At 70.3% G+C, this 16,176-nt stretch carries 15 protein-coding genes; 5 read left to right on the top strand and 10 right to left on the bottom strand.

Going from position 1 to position 16,176, the window contains the following annotated elements:
• Positions 1-20: 20 nt before the first annotated feature.
• Positions 21-506 carry a hypothetical protein gene (locus tag ACTMTI_RS23805; protein WP_441122695.1) on the top strand — a complete coding sequence of 162 codons (486 nt, stop codon included), beginning with the start codon at positions 21-23 and terminating at the stop codon, positions 504-506.
• A gap of 54 nt (positions 507-560) precedes the next feature.
• Positions 561-1,025, top strand: a complete 465-nt coding sequence (locus ACTMTI_RS23810; protein ID WP_441122696.1) for an N-acetyltransferase family protein — start codon at positions 561-563, stop codon at positions 1,023-1,025.
• 234 nt (positions 1,026-1,259) lie between these two features.
• Here the strand turns inward: ACTMTI_RS23810 and ACTMTI_RS23815 are convergent, their stop codons facing one another.
• The 3 genes from ACTMTI_RS23815 to ACTMTI_RS23825 form a co-directional block, all read right to left on the bottom strand.
• Positions 1,260-1,646 carry a tautomerase family protein gene (locus ACTMTI_RS23815; protein WP_441122697.1) on the bottom strand — a complete coding sequence of 129 codons (387 nt, stop codon included), beginning with the start codon at positions 1,644-1,646 and terminating at the stop codon, positions 1,260-1,262.
• Between the two features lie 57 nt (positions 1,647-1,703).
• On the bottom strand, positions 1,704-2,267 hold the full coding sequence (locus ACTMTI_RS23820) for a TetR/AcrR family transcriptional regulator (protein ID WP_441122698.1): 564 nt from the start codon (positions 2,265-2,267) through the stop codon (positions 1,704-1,706).
• Positions 2,268-2,367: 100 nt separating this feature from the next.
• Positions 2,368-3,180, bottom strand: coding sequence for an NAD(P)H-binding protein (locus tag ACTMTI_RS23825; RefSeq protein WP_441122699.1), 813 nt, complete (start codon positions 3,178-3,180; stop codon positions 2,368-2,370).
• A gap of 83 nt (positions 3,181-3,263) precedes the next feature.
• Between ACTMTI_RS23825 and ACTMTI_RS23830 the strand changes: the two genes are divergently transcribed.
• Complete coding sequence (locus ACTMTI_RS23830; protein ID WP_441122700.1) at positions 3,264-3,677, top strand: winged helix-turn-helix transcriptional regulator; 414 nt, start codon at positions 3,264-3,266, stop codon at positions 3,675-3,677.
• A 75-nt stretch (positions 3,678-3,752) separates the two neighbouring features.
• Here the strand turns inward: ACTMTI_RS23830 and ACTMTI_RS23835 are convergent, their stop codons facing one another.
• Both ACTMTI_RS23835 and ACTMTI_RS23840 read right to left on the bottom strand, forming a co-directional pair.
• Positions 3,753-6,659, bottom strand: coding sequence for a M36 family metallopeptidase (locus tag ACTMTI_RS23835; RefSeq protein ID WP_441122701.1), 2,907 nt, complete (start codon positions 6,657-6,659; stop codon positions 3,753-3,755).
• Positions 6,660-6,791: 132 nt separating this feature from the next.
• On the bottom strand, positions 6,792-8,015 hold the full coding sequence (locus ACTMTI_RS23840; protein ID WP_441122702.1) for an endonuclease/exonuclease/phosphatase family protein: 1,224 nt from the start codon (positions 8,013-8,015) through the stop codon (positions 6,792-6,794).
• 107 nt (positions 8,016-8,122) lie between these two features.
• On the opposite strand from ACTMTI_RS23840, the gene ACTMTI_RS23845 reads away from it, so the two are divergent.
• Complete coding sequence (locus ACTMTI_RS23845; RefSeq protein ID WP_441122703.1) at positions 8,123-8,917, top strand: GntR family transcriptional regulator; 795 nt, start codon at positions 8,123-8,125, stop codon at positions 8,915-8,917.
• Between the two features lie 73 nt (positions 8,918-8,990).
• Here ACTMTI_RS23845 and trpA read toward each other — a convergent pair whose 3' ends face one another.
• The 4 genes from trpA to ACTMTI_RS23865 form a co-directional block, all read right to left on the bottom strand.
• Positions 8,991-9,797, bottom strand: a complete 807-nt coding sequence (trpA, locus tag ACTMTI_RS23850; protein WP_441122704.1) for a tryptophan synthase subunit alpha — start codon at positions 9,795-9,797, stop codon at positions 8,991-8,993.
• Positions 9,794-11,017 carry a tryptophan synthase subunit beta gene (trpB, locus tag ACTMTI_RS23855; RefSeq protein WP_441122705.1) on the bottom strand — a complete coding sequence of 408 codons (1,224 nt, stop codon included), beginning with the start codon at positions 11,015-11,017 and terminating at the stop codon, positions 9,794-9,796. Before trpB ends, trpA begins: the two co-directional genes overlap by 4 nt.
• 204 nt (positions 11,018-11,221) lie before the next feature.
• Positions 11,222-11,902, bottom strand: coding sequence for an SDR family NAD(P)-dependent oxidoreductase (locus tag ACTMTI_RS23860; RefSeq protein WP_441122706.1), 681 nt, complete (start codon positions 11,900-11,902; stop codon positions 11,222-11,224).
• Positions 11,903-11,940: 38 nt separating this feature from the next.
• Positions 11,941-12,879: an NADP-dependent oxidoreductase gene (locus ACTMTI_RS23865; RefSeq protein WP_441122707.1), complete on the bottom strand. Its 939-nt coding sequence runs from the start codon at positions 12,877-12,879 to the stop codon at positions 11,941-11,943.
• Positions 12,880-12,978: 99 nt separating this feature from the next.
• Here ACTMTI_RS23865 and ACTMTI_RS23870 point away from each other — a divergent pair, with 99 nt between their 5' ends.
• Positions 12,979-13,695: a TetR/AcrR family transcriptional regulator gene (locus ACTMTI_RS23870; protein WP_441122708.1), complete on the top strand. Its 717-nt coding sequence runs from the start codon at positions 12,979-12,981 to the stop codon at positions 13,693-13,695.
• Positions 13,696-13,885: 190 nt separating this feature from the next.
• On the opposite strand, the gene ACTMTI_RS23875 is transcribed toward ACTMTI_RS23870, so the two are convergent.
• The gene (locus tag ACTMTI_RS23875; RefSeq protein ID WP_441122709.1) at positions 13,886-16,117 is read right to left on the bottom strand and encodes an ATP-binding cassette domain-containing protein; all 2,232 of its coding nucleotides are present in this window, start codon (positions 16,115-16,117) and stop codon (positions 13,886-13,888) included.
• Between the last annotated feature and the right edge of the window lie 59 nt (positions 16,118-16,176).

Raw genomic sequence — 16,176 nt, forward strand, 5'->3', positions numbered from 1 at the left:
CCCGGCGGGGATACGGACCGATGGCAGGACTGCTCCCCTACGTCAACGCGGCAGTCAGTCACCGCTGCGCCGACGTCGAGCTCATCTGGTGGGCGCCACCGGCGAACCAGCCCTTGGAAGCGCGGTCGTCATGGGTGTACGAGCAGGTGACGCCCGTCGTCGAAAAGCTCCAGGCGCCGCTGCTGATCGGCAAGTCGCTCGGCTCGTACGGCGCCGCCGTCGCCGCCGACCGCGGCCTGCCGGGTGTCTGGTTGACGCCGCTGCTCACCATGCCCGCGTGCGCGGTCGCGTTGCGCCGGGCCACAGCGCCATTCCTGCTCGTCGGCGGCGCCACGGACGACCTCTGGGACGGCACGCTGGCCCGGGAGCTGACGCCGCACGTGCTCGAGGTCGACGGCGCCGACCATGGCATGCAGGTGGCCGGGCCGCTGCGCGAGACCGCCGAGGTCCTCGGCCAGGTGATGACGGCCGTCGAAGCCTTCCTCGACGACGTCGTCTGGCGTTAGCGGCGCAGGAGGCGGCCTACCAGCCCTGACGGGTTACCTCATAAGCTCGCTCGAGTGGAGATCCGCCCCAGAACCCCTGATGACCTGGACGCCTGCGTGAAAGCCCTCGCCGAGGTGCAGGCCTCAGACCGTTACCCCGTGGACTGGCCGGCCGACCCTGGCCGCTGGCTGACGCCCGACGGCCTGGCCGGGGCCTGGATAGCGGTCGAGGCAGGGGCCGTGCTCGGCCACGTGGCGCTCACCCGGGACGCGGAGGTCACCCGCCTGTTCGTCGCCCCCGGCGCCCGCGGACGCGGCCTGGCCGGCCAGCTCCTCGACACGGTCCGCGCCGCCGTACGCACTCCGCTCAAGCTGGAGGTCTCCTCCGAGGGCGAGGCCGCCATCGCGTTCTACGAACGGTCCGGTTGGCGCAGGGTGGGCAGCTCCCGTGCCACTTGGCTCAACGCGGCCGGTGAGCCGGCCCTGCTCCACCACTACGAGAGCCCGCCGGTCCAATCCTCCGGTCCGCGCTCGCCGTGACCATGCCGGCCGAGCATGGAGCCCGCCGCTTCTCATCGGCCATCGGTCGCAGACTCGCCCTGCCGGCCTCACCGCGCCGGCGCCCAAAGAAACACTGCGCCATCTGATCAGAAAGGGCGTGGACCGGGCGGACGATATTGAGAAGAACGCGCGCTGCTGATGTTCCTGGAGACGCAACCTGCCAGCGTCCCGGCGATCGGCGAACAAAGCGACGCTGCCGCCGGTGAGGTGTCGTCAGTTTCCGAGGCCCGCTGATGGAGAGCCCGCCACATCGGGGGAAACGACATACTGCGCCGCCCCGTCGCCGAGCGACCAGTCGATCGACTCGTTCTCGGTCAGGGTGACGAACACGTTCCGCGGCTCGGTCTCCGCGTGCTTCTGCGCGGGCGTGCGCCCGGAGCGCATCGTGATCGCGACGTACGTGATGCCGTCGTCGCGGTGCACACCGAGGTAATCGTCAAAGCGCAATGTGCTGCTGATGCCGTCGTGAGAGACCAGGACCTGGAACCGGTCGTCGGGCGGAATGCCGATCGTCTCGACCAGGGCGTCGTGCACGGCGCGGCCCAGCGCGTCGAGCCGATCGCTGTCGGCCCTCAACGCGTCAATACGAACAAATGGCATGTAGCGGTTCTCCTTTCAGAGCGGTTGGAGCAGTTGTCGAGCGCACGGTTCCCGGGGTCAGCGGACGTAGCCGGCGAGCAGGGCGAGGGCGCCGTCGACGGCCTGGGCGTACACCTGGGCCGAGGCGGCGGCGCGGGCCAGCACATAACCGCCCTGCAGCACCGCGACCAGCGCGGTGGCCGTGGCCGCAGGGTCGAGCCCGGCGTCGAGCTCACCGTTCGCCCGATCCTCCGCCAGCAGCCCGGCCAGCCGGTCGGTGAGCCAGGCGAAGGTCTCCTCGACCGGTCCGCGCAGTTCCGGGTCCGCCATCACGTCGGGGTCCTGGGTGAGGCGGCCGACCGGGCAGCCCTTCAGAGCGTCCCGTTCCCGCCGCAGGTAGGCGGTGATCCGCTCGACCCCGGTGCCAGGACCGGCGAACTCGGCTTCCGCCCTGCTCCTCAGCTCCTCGGCGCTGCGGCCGATCGCGGCCAGCGCCAGGTCGGGCTTGCCGTGGAAGTGGTGGTACATGCTGCCCTGACCGGCTCCGGATCGCTCCTGGATCGCCTTCGGGCTCGTGCCCACGTAGCCGCGCTCCCAGAGCAGCTCACGGGTGCTCTCGATCAGTCGTTCCCGCGTGTCCATGACCATGACCATACATACTAGTAGGTACAACTTCACGTTCGTGGTTGCCGGGCCGCCGTCGACGAGTACCAGGAGGGCCTGGCCCTGCTCTGCCAGGGGGCTACGCGAGAGCCGCTGAGAGCGGGGAACGGGGTGCGCGGCCCAGCAGCCGGCGCAGGTCGCCACCGGTGCGTGACATGAATCCGGCGGCAATGGCGGAGTAGGTGCCGATCAGCATCGGCACCTGGAACGGCTCGGCGCCGGAGGCCGCGAACAGTGCGCGTGCCTGAGCGAGTGTCTGCGGCTCGTAGGTGACGTGCTGGCCGTGTGCTTCCGCGAGGTCGGCGCCGCCGATGGCCTCCTCGCCGACGAGCTCATAGATACGCCCCGCATGAGTGGGCGCCTCCACCGCCACGCGTACCGCGGCGTCGGCCAGGTCCGCGCGGGCGACGGCGGCCAGCCGGCCCTCGCCGAGCGGGGCGGTGATCCGGCCGTCCGCCGACGGTGCCGCGAGCCCGGCCAGCAACTCCGCGTAGAGGCCGTTGCGGAGGATGGTCCAGTCCATGCCGCTCTCCTGGATCCGGCGCTCGGTCCAGCGGTGCGGCAGGGCGTACGGGAGGTGGTCGCCGTCGGCGGTAAGACTCGTGTAGACGACGTGGCCCACACCTGCCTTCTCCGCAGCGTCGAGAGCGGCGCCGTGCCGGGCTATGACGGTGTCGTCCTCGCCGTAGCCCGCGGAGATCATCAGCAGCACGTCCACACCCTTGAAGCCCTCCGAGAGGGTCTCGGGATCGTCGAAGTCGATCCGGCGGACGGGCAACCGCGCCTGGGTCTGCCGAGGATCGCGAGTGCCGAGGACGGTGTCGTCGCGGCCGGCCAGGCGATCGGCGACAAGCGTGCCCAGAGCGCCCGCGGCACCGGTAACCAGGATCATCAGGGTCCCCATTCGGATAGGTTCTCTTCGGTAACTGGGACCATCCTGCGGATTCGCACGCGGCTGCGTAAGGAGGCACTTCCATGTCGGTGGGGCACACAGAGGTAACCACGGAAGCCGTCGTCACCTGTGGGGACGAACACGAGGACTGCGGGATCCGCGAGGTGCTCGACCGGATCGGCGACAAATGGTCGGTCCTGGTCGTCGTCGAGCTGGCACAGGGCGTACGCCGTTTCCGGCAGCTGCAGCGCGCGATTCCCGGTATCTCGCAGCGGATGCTGACGCTCACGGTGCGCCGGTTGGAACGGGACGGGCTGGTCACCCGGACCGTGTACCCAACGGTGCCTCCGCAGGTCGAGTACGAGCTCACAACGATCGGCCACAGCCTCACCCATCTGGTGAAAGCCCTCGCCGACTGGTCAGCGCAACACCGTGACTCCATCGCGCGAGCACGCCAGGAATGGGATGCCGAGCATCCCGGCTCCGGAATCCGCTGAGCGACGGGCACAGCCCGTCCGGCTTGGGGTACGGGCCCGCGCGGACGCGGACCCGTACCGCCACTCAAGGAATGATCAGCGCGAGAACGCCTGGAACTCGGCAGCTCTGACCTGCTCCCGCTGCGGGCTGGCCGTGGCGCAGTCCGTCGCGGAGTTGGGATCGTTGTCCTGCTCCCCCGCGTACAGCGGGTTGCCGGTGCACTGGCTGGTGAGCACGCGGAACATCAGATGGGTGGCGCTCGTGGCCTGTACGCCGAACGACTTGAAGATCATGTCCGCGCCCCTGGGCCGCGGCGGCCCTGACTTGAACGCGTCCGCCGGGCTGGTGTAGATCTTCGTGTAGTTCGCCGGGTCGGCGCAGCCTTGGCTGCACGCCAGCACCTCGAAGGAGCGCAGAGCCGAGAAGCGGTTCTGCCCACCGGGGTCGGCCGGGTCGTTGACGTTGGGCCGGAGCATCGCGCTCACCTGTACGCGGCGGATCTTGACCGGCTCGTCGCCGGCCAGGTCCACCACGACCGACTTGCCGGCGGGCGCCCCGGTGAGCGAGGCCCAGTTCGTGGCCTCGGTCTCGTCGACCAGCTTGGCGTGGTTGACGCCGTCTCCGGTGGCCGCCGCGCCGCTCGCCGCCGAGGCGTGGTTGCGGGGCAGGGCCAGCGGCAGCGGCAGCGTCACGCCCGGGAGCACCGCGAACTTCAGCCGCGCATGGCCGTACCCGCTGCCCGCGACCACGAAGTCGTACACGCCCGGTGTCATTTCCACGGTGTCGCCGAGCGGCGTGGCCGGGTCGGTGTCGGCCACCGGGACCGCGCGTGCCTCGTAGTCGCCCACGTACAGCCGCAGTGCCGCGTCCTTGGCCTCGCCCAGGGGCTTGAGCTGGAGCGAGCCGTTCTTGCCCGCCGGGTTGACGAAGCTGGGCGTCGCCTCACCGTCGTTCGGACCCGTGCTGGCCGCTTCCTTGCCCAGGCCGTGCTCGGCGAACGCGCGCCACATGATGTCCTGGTTCTTGCCGCCGAAGCGCATGGCGTCGGCGGCGAGCAGCGCGTCGCGGTGGTCGACATAGTCGACCGCGCCTGAGGCCATCAGCAGCAGTGCGTCGAACGACAGCTGCGCCCAGCGCCGGTTGCCCGGGCACCGCTCCACCGGCGTCTGCCCGTCGGCGCAGGACCTCTGCAGCTTGGCCGTGCCGTCGCCGTACCGCTTGAGGAAGGCCGCGCGCACGTCGAACTGCGTGGCCGACCAGATCTCGCCGTCGGCGTGCACCTGCTGGCCGACGAGATCGTAGTTGAGGTCGCTGTAGTTGAGCGGGGACTTCGACATGTCGTAGTTCCGGATGCCGCGCTCCTTGTCTCCGGTCACGTAGCCGCCGGTGACGTACGGGGTGCGCCCCGCGGGGCGGAAGCCGTACTCGAAGAGGTATTCCATCGCGAACAGGTCGGAGGTGCTCTCGTTCATGGCGCCGGCCTGCGCGCCGCTCCACCCCGCGTTCGGGCCGCCGATCATGCGGCCGGAGATGGCGTGGGTGTATTCGTGGCCGATGACCGACATGTCGTAGTCGCCGTCCACGCAGGGCGAGTAGAAGGCCCCGGCGATCGGCTGCCACAGGTACATGTTCGTGATCGGCGCGACCCCGTCGGGCCCGGTGATCTGGTTGGCGTTGTCACGCACGGACAGCACGCGCGCGCCCGCCTGCGCGTTGCCCTGCTCGGGGTCGTTGCCGAGCCCGCCGCGCGCGCCGTTGTCGCCCTGCATGTTCCAGGCGGTCTCGGTGAAGCCGAGCCGGTAGGACCAGTCGTGCATGCGGTTGTGCATGGCGTTCAGGTTGGCGATGGCGGCCTCGAGGTCGTTCTCGCCCGGCTGGTCGAGCACGGCCGGGTCGCACTTGGCCGTGTACCAGGTGTTGCGCCACGGGTAGGTGTAGTTCCTGGTCGGCGTGAGCACGTTGGAACGGGTGCCGACGGTGAACGGGTCGCCGCTCGCCCGGTTCTCGAAGGTCCTGGCCGCGTTGCCGAGGCTGGTGTTCGTCGGCTCGCCGGTGGTGTGGTCGACGTCCCAGGCCTTGCCCGTCGCCGGGTCGCCGCCGCTCACGTAGTCGCAGCCGGGGCCCTGCTGGTGACACCAGGTCTGGCGGGTGTCGGCGGAGGAGTAGTCGTCGCGCGGGTTGGCCGGGAACGCCTCCCAGTGCGGGTTGTCCGGCTCGAAGTGGTCGACCAGGTTCTCCCGGACGAGAATGGCGCCGCTGACCGCGTCCACGTGCGTCGTGTACGCCGCCGCCTCACCGTCCCCGCCGCCGATCAGGACGACCTGGTACGCGCGGTGCACCCCGTCGGGCGCGGGCACCGCCACCGGGGTCGCCTGCTTGGTGGCCGCCGTGGCCAGGTCGATGCCACCGTCCCTGGCCGCGATCTCCATCGCCTGCTGCGCGCTGATCGCGGCGGCCGGGGGCGCCTGCGTGGCGCGTGACAACGTGGAGGTGACGTGCCTGACCGTGCCGTCGACGACGCCGATCGCGACGAGCCCGTCCACGCCGGCCGGCAGGTCCCCGAACCGCTGCCGCAGCAGCACGGCGTGTCCCGCGCCGATGGGGTTGACCGCGACCCGCTCCAGCGCGTCGACGGCCGCGGCCGGCAGGCCGAAGACGCTCTCGTTGTTCTTGAGGTAGGCGCGGGCGGCCTGCTCGGGGTCCGAGCCGAGGCCCTCGGCCAGGGGTTCGGAGCTGACGACGGCCGCCGGGGTTCCGAGAGCGTTCCAGCGGATCTCGGCGCCGGGGCCCGCCCTGCGCGCGTTGGCTCCGGCGGGCGGCGGGACCCGGCCCTGTCTGTTGTCGAGGTCCGGCTTGCCGTGTTCCTCGGCCTGGAAGTCGTGGACGATGTTCGATTGCCCGTTGCCGGGTTCACCTCGGGCGGCCCCAGTGGGGGCCAGAGCGGACGCGGCTAACGCGACGACGACGAGGGTGCTGCTGCGTAACCAGGACTTTGACGACAAGGTCGGTTCCCTCCTGCGGATCCGGAGTGCGCGGATCACGCGCACTCGCAAGAGGTAACACCGCATTGACCATGTGACAAGATCTGGATGTGGGACGGGAGCGGACCGTCGGCATCTTTCCCGTGAGGCCTGCTATTGCTTGACGTCCAGCCACACGAGGCGGTGGTCGGAGCTGGGGAACGGGAAGACGCCGGTGAGGCGCGACAGCGGGTCGCTGGACACCGGCCAGAAGACGCCGCCGCCGGCCACCTTCAGCCGCTTGGCCGGCAGCACGTAGTCGGCGCGGAGGTTGCCCGGCGCGGTGTCCGCGAAGTCGGCGGTGTCGTATTTCGGGTCGCCGGTGTGGGTGGCGTTCGCGCCGCCCTGCAGCGCGGCGGCCTCAGTCGCGCCCGCGCTCGACGGCGCGAACCCGGAGTCGATCTTGGGATGCTCCAGGAGCTGGTGGATGGCGCCCTGGTAGCTGTCGCCGTCGCTGGGGTCGGCGTTCTGGTCGCCGGCGATCACGAAGGGCTCGCCGGGCGGGAGGCCGCCGCGCCGGCCGCGGTCGTCGTAGATGTAGCCGCCGCGGCCCGGGTGCGTGTAGTCGGCCCAGAGCCTGATCTCGTCGTGGTTGCGGCGGCCGTTGCGGTCCTCCGCGCCGTCGAACGTGGGCGGCGTCGGGTGGCTGACCAGGAAGTGCACGGTACGGTGGCCGACGCGGACCGGCAGGTCCCAGTGGCTCTTGGAGGACAGGCGGAACACCTGCCGCTCCTCCGGCGAGTACCAGTCGGCCGGCTCCGGCGTGGCGGGATCGTCGGGCAGCGCGGCTCCGGGCATGTCCTTCCACAGGAACTTCTGGAACGTGCGCACGCCGCGGACGTCGATCGGGTGCTTGGAGTAGACCACCATGCCGTACTGGCCGGGGAAGGCCCCGAAGCCGAACGCGTCGTCACCGTAGCCGGGCGCGCCGGGCGTGGTCACGACGGCGCCGTTGTTGTTCAGGTCGAAGCCGGAGGCGATGCCGGTGTTGCTCGGGGCGGTGAACCGGTACGGGTAGGAGATCGGCCGCGCGCCGCCCTGCCCGATCGACAGGTAGTTGTCCTGGAAGAGGCGGGCGGCCGCGCCGGCGGCGTCGTAGTCGAACTCGTTGATGAGCAGGACGTCGGGGCGTGCCCGCTGGATGATCTCGGCGATGACCTTCGCCTGCGTGTTGTCCGGTGTGGACAGGTCCGCGACGAGCTGGCCTTCGGTGTTGCGGTTGAGCGAGGCGTTGAAGGTGGCGAACCGGGTGGCGCGGCTCGCGGCCTCCGCCGTGCCCGGCACTAAGGGCAGGAGCGCTGCCGCGGCGGCAACGGACAGGACTCGACGGAAGATCATGATCTTTCACCTCGCTGGGCTGGCACGGTGGTCCGGATCATGGCATCTCCCAGGAGGGTTGTGCCAGTAGGCGAAGATAAGCTTTGGTTTTCAGCAGGGAGTTAGACATGCCCACGTTCCCTCAGGGAAAGCCGCGGCCGCGCCTCACCGGGTCGCAGGGGGGTGAGCCAAAATATCAGGCTATCTACCGTGATCTGCTCGCTCAGATCGACGGTGGCACGTTCCCGCCCGGCGAGCCGCTGCCCGCGCAGCGGGAGCTGAGCGACTACTACGGGGTCAGCTTGATGACGGTCCGGCAGGCGTTGCAACGGCTCAGCGCGGAGGGGCGCATCGAGCAGCGGCAGGGACTCGGCACCTTCGTGGCCGGGACCGTGATCCCCTACCAGATGAACAACCTGGGCAGTCTCGCCGAGGATCTCGCCGGGCAGGGGATCGAGCTGCGGACGGTGCTGCTCGGCACGCGCCGCGGGCCGGCCTCGGCGGCGGTGCGGGCGGAGCTGGGGCTCGGCCCGGACGCCGAGGTCACGGTCATCGAACGGCTACGCGTCGTGGACGGCTCCCCCGTGATCCACCAGGTGTCCTACACACCGCTCGACCTGGGCGGCGAGCCTACGGGCGGCGAGCTGGAACGGACGCCGCTCTACCGGCTGATCGAGGAGCGGTGCGGGGTGTCGCCGGCGTGGGCCACCGAGGCGATCAGGCCGGTCGTGTTGTCGGAGGAACAGGCCACTCTGCTGCGCCGGCCGACCGGCGACGCGGCGCTCATGAGCACACGGGTCACCTATGACGCGGACGACCGGGCGGTGCTGGCGGATCGGGCGGTCATGTGCGCCTCCCACATCGTGTTCACCACCAGGCGGCAGGTCCAGGAACCGGCCGTCTCGCTACGCCTCGACGCCTGAACCCTCATTCACATTCATACGCCGGCCGTCTCACTTCGCCTCGACGCCCACGGCATTTCGCACGCCGGCCGTCTCACTTCACCTCGACGCCCACGGCATTTCGCACGCCGGCCGCGAGCTCCCGCGCCACCGCCTCGACCGCGGCCAGGCCCGACGCCGTATCGGGCGCGTCCATGAGCGCCCGGACGAACGCCGATCCGACGATCACCCCGTCGGCGAACCCCGCGACCTCGGCGGCCTGCGCGCCGGTGCCCACTCCGAGCCCGACGCACACGGGCAGCTCGGTGACCTCCTTGACCCGCGCGACCAGGTCCCGCGCCGCACCGCTCACCAGGTCCCGCTCGCCCGTCACTCCCATGAGGGAGGCCGCGTACAGGAAGCCGCGCGACGACCGTGCGGCCAGCGCGATCCGCTCCGGTGTGGAGGTCGGCGCCACCAGGTGGACGCGGTCGAGCCCGTGGTCGTCGGCCGCCGCGTGCCAGCCGGCGGCCTCGTCCGGGATGAGGTCCGGCGTGATCGCCCCCGCGCCGCCCACGGCCGCCAGGTCCGCCGCGAACCGCGCGACCCCGTACCGGTCGACGAGCGTCCAGTACGTCATGACGAGCGCCGGAACCCCTGCCAGCTCCCGGACGGCGGTGAACCCGTCCGCCGGCGTCACCCCGCCCGCGAGCGCCGCCTCGGTCGCCCGCTGGATGAGCGGGCCGTCCATGAGGGGGTCCGAGTACGGCAGCCCCACCTCCACGACGTCGACGCCACCGGCGACCATGGCCTTCATCGCCGCCACCGAGGTGGCGGCATCGGGAAAGCCGACGGGCAGGTAGCCGATGAGCGCGGCCCGGCCTTCCCGCCCGGCCCGCTCGATGACCGTTCGCGCGCTCATGCGCCGTTCCCCTCTCCGTCCAGCACCCCGAAGTAGCGGGCGGCCGTGTCCATGTCCTTGTCGCCACGGCCGGAGAGGTTGACGAGCACGATCCCGTCCGGCCCCAGCCGCCTGCCCTCCCTGATCGCGCCCGCCAGCGCGTGGGCGCTCTCGATGGCCGGGATGATCCCCTCGGTACGGCACAGCAGCCCGAACGCCTCCATGGCCTCGGCGTCGGTGACCGGCTCGTAGCGGACCCTGCCGATGTCGTGCAGCCAGGCGTGTTGCGGCCCGACGCCCGGGTAGTCGAGCCCCGCGGAGATCGAGTGGCTCTCCAGGGTCTGGCCGTACGCGTCCTGCAGGACGAACGTACGGTTACCGTGCAGAATGCCGATCGAGCCGCCGGAGATGGACGCGGCGTGCTTGCCCGTCTCGATTCCGGCACCCCCTGCCTCCAGCCCCACCAGCTCGACCCCGGAGTCGTCGAGGAAGGCGTGGAAGACGCCGATCGCGTTGGATCCGCCGCCGACGCAGGCGCAGACGACGTCGGGCAGGCGTCCGGCCAGCTCGAGCACCTGCCGGCGTGCCTCCACGCCGATCACCTGCTGGAACTCGCGCACCATCGTCGGGAACGGATGCGGTCCGGCCGCGGATCCGATCAGGTAGTGGGTGTGCTCGACGTTGGTCACCCAGTCGCGCATGGCCTCGTTCATGGCGTCCTTGAGCGTGCGCGAGCCAGACGTCACGGGGACGACCTGGGCGCCGAGCAGGCGCATGCGGGCGACGTTCAGAGCCTGCCGCCTCATGTCCACCTCCCCCATGTAGACCACGGCGTCCAGGCCGAGCAGCGCCGCGGCCGTGGCGGTGGCCACGCCGTGCTGGCCGGCGCCCGTCTCGGCGATGACCCTCGGCTTGCCCATGCGCACGGTGAGGAGCGCCTGGCCCAGCGCATTGTTGATCTTGTGGGAGCCGGTGTGGTTGAGGTCCTCACGCTTGAGCAGGATCCGGGCGTTCCCGGCGTGCCGGGCGAGCCTGGGGGCTTCGGTGATCGGGCTCGGCCGGCCCGTGTACGTGCGGTGCAGGGCCTCGATCGCGGCGACGAACTCCGCGTCCGAAAGCGCCTGCTGATAGGCGACCTCCAGCTCGTCCAGGGCGGCCACCAGGGCTTCGGGGGTGAACCGCCCGCCGAACCCGCCGAAGTACGGCCCTGCGCGCCGGGAAAGCTCGCGATCTGTTGTCATGGAGATCCGCCCCTTAAGTTCTAGTCTTCTAGAACGGTTTTAGCTGCCTTCTCTCCGACGCGTCAACTGCCGGCCATGCGAACATGGCGGCCAGCACGGCATGCACGATCCACAGGAAGACGTTCACGTACGGATTCCTTGGCAGAGGGGATGGGGTAGGGAGGGAGCGGATGCCCCCTCCCGGAAGCGGGGCGGGCCGGCCGGTCAGGCGTTGAAGACGGCCTCGGAGCGGTCGCGGTTTTCGTGCAGGTCCCAGTACAGCGGGGCGATCTGCTCGGGCGTGGCCGTCCGGGATCCTGCCGGGCCACCCCCGCCGATCCAGACGTTGATCGCCACGTGGGCGGCGTACACGCCGCTGCCGGCCAGCTCCTTGTTCAGGTTGATCGCCCAGTTGCGCAGAGCTGCTGCGGCCGCGTTGACGTTGCCGAGCATCGGCACCGGGTCCACGGATCCGCCGCCGGTGGTGAACAGCAGGGTCCCGGCGCCGGCCTCCCGCATGGCGGGCAGTACCGCCTGGGCCGCCGTGACGGCGCCGTAGAAGTTGTACTCGATCTGCGGCTGCAGATTGTCCACCGTGACCTCCGAGGGAGCGGCCAGAGTGAAGCCGGGCACCGGGGAGTGCGGGGCCGGCGAGTATTCCAATACGTCGATGCCGCCGAAGCGGGCCTTGGCCGCGTCCAGGGCATCCGTCAGTGAGGCGCGGTCGAGGACGTCGGCGGGGAACGCGGCGGCCGTGATGCCTTCCTGGCCGAGCTGGGCGACCAGCGTTCCCAGCTTCTCCTTGGTGCGGGCGATCAGGGCGACGTCGAAGCCGCGGCTGCCGAAGGCGCGGGCGATGGCCAGGCCCATGCCGGGGCCGGCGCCGATGATGGCGATGGTGGGCACGATCGAATCTCTTCCGTGGAAGGGCAGGGACGGGGGTTTCAGGAGCAAGTGACGGCGAGCTTGCCGAGCGTTCCGGCGCCGAAGGCGGCGAACGCCTCCGGGGCCCGCTCCAGCGGATAGGTGGCGGTGACCGGGACACGCAGCGTGCCGGAGGCGACCTGCTCGGCCAGGACGGCCAGGGTCTGCGGGTTCGGGTCGGCCATGATCGTGTGGACGGTGACGTCGGGTCCCTGAACGGCATCCGGGGTAAGGCCGAGGGTGGATGCGAGGCGGCCACCGGGCCGCAGCAGGTTCGCGAGCTGGAGGCCGTCGCCCGCCAGGTGCAGCACGGCATCCACACCTGCCGGGGCGAGCGCGCGTACCTGAGCCGGCAGATCGCCGCTGAAGTCCACGAGGTGGACCTTGGCTTCGGTGAGGCCGGTGACGAAGTCGGCCTCGGCGCCGGGACGGGCGGTGGCAACCACTCGGGCGCCGCGGGCGGCGGCGAGCTGCACGGCCAGCGCGCCTACCCCGCCGGTGGCGCCGGAGATCAACACCGTCTCTCCCTCGGCCGGCGCCACGGCGGTGATGCTGTCCAGCGCCGCTGTACCGGCCACGCCCAGCGCGCCCGCCTCCTGAACGGTCAGGCCCTCGGGGATGGGGGCGATGCCGTAGCCGGCGGGCACGGTGACGTACTGGGCCAGCGAGCCGGTGCCCAGGAAGGGCTTCATCACCACGCCGAACACCGCCTGTCCGACCGTGAAGCCTTCGGCACCCTTGCCGAGTGCCTCGACGGTGCCGGCGAAGTCCTTCCCCAGCACCAGCGGGTAGCGGTGTTCCATCATCTGCTGCAGATAGCCCGCCGCAGTGGAGGCGTCGAAGCCGTTGATCGAGGAGACGGCCACCCTCACCAGCACCTCCCCGGCCTCGGGGCGAGGAGCGGGGACCTCGGTCACGGCCGGGGTCTCGGGGACGGAGTTCAGCGTTACAGCACGCATGAGCTGCACCTTTCAGAAAGTGGAACGGCCTACCCGGTTCCATGATGACAGCCTAACAACGAAAGTGGGTAGCCTGTTCCAGTTGGGTAGAGTGAGATCGTGACACCCACCGCAGAGCCCGACTCGCCCACCGACCGCCAACCCGAACCGGGACTGCGCGCCGACGCCGAACGCAACCGCGAGCGCATCCTGGCCGCCGCCCGCCGCCTGTACGCCAGCCATGGGCTCGAGGTCTCCATGGCCTGCATCGCCCGCGAGGCGGGCGTCGGCAAAGCTACTCTGTCGCGCCGCTTCGCCACCCGCGAAGAACTCATCAACGCCGTCTTCGCCGACCGCATGGACGCCTACGCCGCCGCCACCGCCACCGCCCTCGCCGATCCCGACCCCTGGCACGGCTTCATCGGCTTCATCCAGGCCGTGTGCGCCATGCAGGCCGCCGACCGCGGCTTCGCCGATGTGCTGGCCACGACCTTTCCCGCCGCCAAGGCGCTGGAAAAGCGCCGCGCCGAGGCCTACCACGGCTTCCTCGAACTCATCGGCCGCGCCAAGGCCACCGGCCGCCTGCGCGAGGACTTCACCCACCAGGACATGGTCATCTTGCTGATGGCCAACGCCGGCGTCGTCGCCGCCACCGGCGACGCCGCCCCCGGTAGCTGGCGCCGCCTGGTCGGCCAGATGCTGCGCGCCTACGCGGCCCCCGGCGCCGACCTCCCGCCTCTGGAGCAGGCTCCTGCACCCACCGCGCTGTATCGGGCCATGGTCCGCCTCACCCGCCCCGCCCCCAGAGGGGACACCCAGCGAACAGACAGCCGTTGACGATGCCGCGGGGCAGCAGGTGAGCGATACCGCCGTCCCAGTACACCCATTCGACGGCGCCACCCTTGGAAGGGACTGCGCCAGCTCCTCCAGCGTCTCACCCGGGTTCGTTGGATTCTGCTCGATAGTCACTGGGACCCCGCCCGGGTCGTCGCCGGGCGGCCGGGGCAGCGCCGGGCGGCTTGCGCTTTTACCCGGCTCGCAGGGCGTCTGCGGTGACAGTGCCGTCCATCTGGGCGACTGGCCCTTGGTAGAGGATCTGGCCGCCGTGCTTGCCGGGGCCGGGGCCAAGGTCGATGATCCAGTCTGCGTGCCGGATGACGTCGACGTTGTGTTCGATGACGACGACGGTGTGGCCTTGGCCGACGAGCTGGTCGAGGATCTGGAGCAGGGTGGCGATGTCGCGCAGGTGCAGACCTGTGGTGGGTTCGTCGAGCACGTAGAGGGTCGGCTCCGCGGTGTCGCGCAGCTCCTTGGCGATCTTGACTCGCTGGCATTCGCCACCGGACAGCGTCGTCAATGGCTGGCCGAGGCGGAGATAGCCGAGTCCGACCTGGTCGAGGTGTCGCAGCGCCGTACGGATCGCACGGTCGGGCAGTTGCTCGATGGCGTTGCTGATGGTCAGGTCGTCGACGTCGGCGATGGACAGGCCGTTGACTCGGTGGCGGAGCACGTCGCCGGTGAACCGCCGGCCCTGGCAGGTCTCGCAAACGGTCTCCTGGCCGTCCATGAAGGCCAGGTCTGTGTAGATGACGCCCAGACCCTTGCAGTCGGGGCAGGCGCCCTCGGAATTGGCACTGAAGAAGCCGGCCGGCAAGCCGCTGTGCTTGGCGAAGAGCTTGCGGATCGGGGTCGCGATGCCGGTGTAGGTGATAGGGGTGGAGCGACGGTTGACGCTGACCGGCCTCTGGTCGATCACGACCGCGCCCTGCTGGGCGACCAGCTCGGCCGCGAGGCTGGACTTGCCCGACCCCGCGACACCGGTGAGGACCGTGAGGACCTCGGCAGGGATGTCGACGGTCAGGTTCTTGAGGTTGTTTCGGGTGGCGCCGGCCACCGTGATCACACCGGTGGCCGCTCGCGGGTCAGTGGTGATCGGGGTCTGCCTGGCGAGGGCCGTGGAGGTCGCCGTTCGCGCCGTCCGGAGCTCGTCGAAGGTGCCTTGGAAGACCAGTTCTCCGCCTTCTGCGCCGGCGTCGGGCCCGATCTCGACTATTTGGTCGGCCACGGCCATGACCGCGGGGTCGTGCTCGACGACCAGCACGGTGTTGCCCTGGTCGCGGAGCTGCTGCAGCAGGGTGACCATCGACTTGATGTCGTGCGGGTGGAGACCCACGGTGGGTTCGTCGAAGACGTAGAGCATCTCGATGAGGCTGCTGCCGAGGTGCTTGACGGTCTTGATGCGCTGCGACTCCCCGCCGGACAGGCTGGTGGTGGCGCGGCCGAGGTGGAGGTAACCGAGCCCCATCGTGACCATGGCTCCGAGCCGGTCCCTGAGCGCGGCCGTGACGGGCGCGACAGCCGGGTCGGCCACCCGCTCGACGAGGCCGGCGAGCTCGGTGATCTCCATGCGGGCCATTTCGCCGATGGTGCAGCCGAGGACGGTGGCGGTGCGGCCGGCCTCGTTGAGCCGGTCGCCGCGGCAGTCATGGCAGATCTCTGAGCGGGTGAACCGGGCGATCGTCTCCTGCTTGCGATCGGAGAGGTTGTCGGAGGTGTGCAGGTAGATCCGTTCGAAGCGCTCCACGACGCCTTCGTAATCCGCAGGAGGCTTGGTGCCCAGGCGTGCGGCGTGTTCACCGCCGTAGAGCAAGGCGTCGCGTTCCCCCTCGGTCCAGTCCCGGAGCGGAGTGCCCGCATCGAAGCTGCCGATGTCGGCGTATTGGGAGTACCAGTAGCCGCCGTTGCCGAACCCGGGAAGCAGGATCGCCCCCTGGGCGAGCGACTTGTCCAGGTCGAGGAACCGGTCGACGGCGCTCGCCACGACCTCGCCCAGCCCAGCGCAGGTGGGGCACATGCCGGCCGGGTCGTTGAACGAGAAGCGGTTCGACTCGCCCACATGCGGTGAGCTGACGCGGGAGAACAGCAGCCGCAGATAGGTCCAGGTGTCGGTGATGGTGCCGATGGTGGATCGGGCGTTCCCGCCGATCCTGCGCTGATCGATCACCACCACCGGCGACAGTCCCTTGATCTCGTCTGCCTCGGGGCGAGTCCACTTCGGCAGTCGATTACGGGCAAATGGTGGGAACGTCTCGTTCAGTTGGTGCCCGGCCTCTGCCGCGATCGTGTCGAATACGAGCGATGACTTCCCCGAACCTGACACGCCCGCGAACACGACCAACCGGCCGCGGGGGATGTCCACGTCGACGGACTTCAGGTTGTTGGTCCGGGCACCCCGGATGCGGATCGTTCGCCTGTGCATGTCGGTGAGGCTATGAACAGATGTGGACAGAGAGTGGCCGCAATTTTGGTGAGACTGGA

Source organism: Nonomuraea sp. H19, assembly GCF_052068215.1.
Classification (GTDB): Bacteria; Actinomycetota; Actinomycetes; order Streptosporangiales; family Streptosporangiaceae; genus Nonomuraea.